The 1,542-nt window shown below is 44.7% G+C and carries 2 protein-coding genes; both read left to right on the top strand.

What is annotated here, in order from left to right:
* Positions 1-111 precede the first annotated feature (111 nt).
* Entirely contained in the window at positions 112-720 is a 609-nt protein-coding gene (locus tag KTN04_RS16535; RefSeq protein WP_254262635.1) for a hypothetical protein, read from the top strand.
* A gap of 112 nt (positions 721-832) precedes the next feature.
* A complete protein-coding gene (locus KTN04_RS16530) occupies positions 833-1,294 on the top strand; it encodes an RDD family protein (RefSeq protein ID WP_217336324.1) in 462 nt (153 codons plus the stop codon).
* Positions 1,295-1,542: the final 248 nt, after the last annotated feature.

The raw sequence follows: 1,542 nt of genomic DNA, 5'->3' as shown, positions 1-1,542 counted from the left end.
ATTCATCATTTATCAAATCAATACAGTAAGTTAGCCCATCTCTCTGTGCCTGTCACTTGAGTAAAAACACGCATGCGCAGTATTAAAATGTTATGTTTCTAGGAGATTGCATTGGATCTTTGTATCACCATAAGCGAAATAAACTGGTCACTGACAAAAGATGTAGTCTCAATTGTCGGCACGATTGGTGCTCTTATTATTGGTGGTCTTGGGCTGTTCACTTGGAGTAGGCAGCTTCGGGGGACAAGTGAGTACGAGGTTGCAAAGAAAGCCATACTAAACACATACGAAGTTCAGCAAGCGCTTCAGTCCGTTAGAAATCCAATGCTTTATCTTAGCAAGGAGGAAGTCGAAGCTGGTCGCCGGCTTGAAGAAGAGCAACGAATTTATAGCGAGCGAATGACCTACCTCAATGAGAAATGGGCGGAGCTACAGACGGTTCGCCTTGAGGCTAAAGTAATTTGGGGTAACGAGGCTCAGGATAGTTTTAACGAAATTCAGCAGCGCATCGGAGATCTTCGGGGAGCAATTTGGCTTCATTTTTGGATGAAAGGTGCCTATGCCGGGCCGGGGGCTACTGTAGATAATAGCCCAGAGCGAGTCAGAGAGAATGACAAGATTGTCTATTTTACGTCTGAAGAAGATGACTTTAGTCAGAAAATAGCTGAATCTACGGCAAAGGTTGAAAAGTTCTTTGGGTCAAAGGTTAGAACTAAATAAACATAACAAGGCCAGCCACAGCGACGGCTTTTCCGTTCCGGCTTCGCCTTCACTACAAAGCCGCGCGTGCTGGCGGCGTTATGCCCTTAATCAAACCGAAGGAGAATGAACTATGAACGAAAGTGAAATCAACCGAGAAAATTATGCTGGATTCTGGTTCCGAGTTATTGCAGCCATCGTAGATGGAATCATAAGTCAAATAGGAGCAATTATTATTGTAATTCCTTTAGCATTCGTGTTAGGAGCATCAATGGCTGGGACATCAAGCCAAAGAGAAATCGAAGCAGCAGGGGAAGCTTTCGGAATGATAATGGGGATTTTAATTCAATGGCTTTATTTTACCGTATCAGAATCTTCTTCTTGGCAAGCAACGCTTGGAAAGAAAATGTTTGGTCTTAAGGTTACTGATATGGCTGGCAATAAAATCGGCTTTGGGAAGGCCAACGCTAGATATTGGTCTAAGATTATATCTGCTCTTATTTTGCTTGTAGGTTTTTTGATGGTCGCATTTACGAAACAAAAACAAGGGTTGCACGATATAATTGCTGGTACGTTGGTAATCAAAAAGGCATAACAAGGCAAATTCACCGGACGCGCCAAAGGCGCGCGCCGGTGATTTGCGACGTTAGACGGAAAGGTAACACGATTATGCGTTTTTTGACTACTCAAACGTTCCGGAAAGGTCTGCTGGGGATTTGCGTCACGGCCGCTTTTTCGCTTTCACAGCCGGGCACCTCGAAAAACCTCCCTCACGGCACCGGTAGCCCTGTGATAGCATCAAGCAATCACCAACACCCTACCAGTCAGTACCATGAAGAAGCG

This window comes from Marinobacterium weihaiense, assembly GCF_019061305.1.
Taxonomy (GTDB): Bacteria; Pseudomonadota; Gammaproteobacteria; order Pseudomonadales; family Balneatricaceae; genus Marinobacterium; species Marinobacterium weihaiense.
Note: the sequence above shows the minus strand (reverse complement) of the source record. Positions and strands in the feature narration are given on the sequence as shown.

What these genes read in the sequence shown, in the direction of transcription:
- KTN04_RS16530 (WP_217336324.1), top strand. Translation starts at nt 833, where the DNA reads ATGAACGAAAGTGAAATCAACCGAGAAAATTATGCTGGATTCTGGTTC.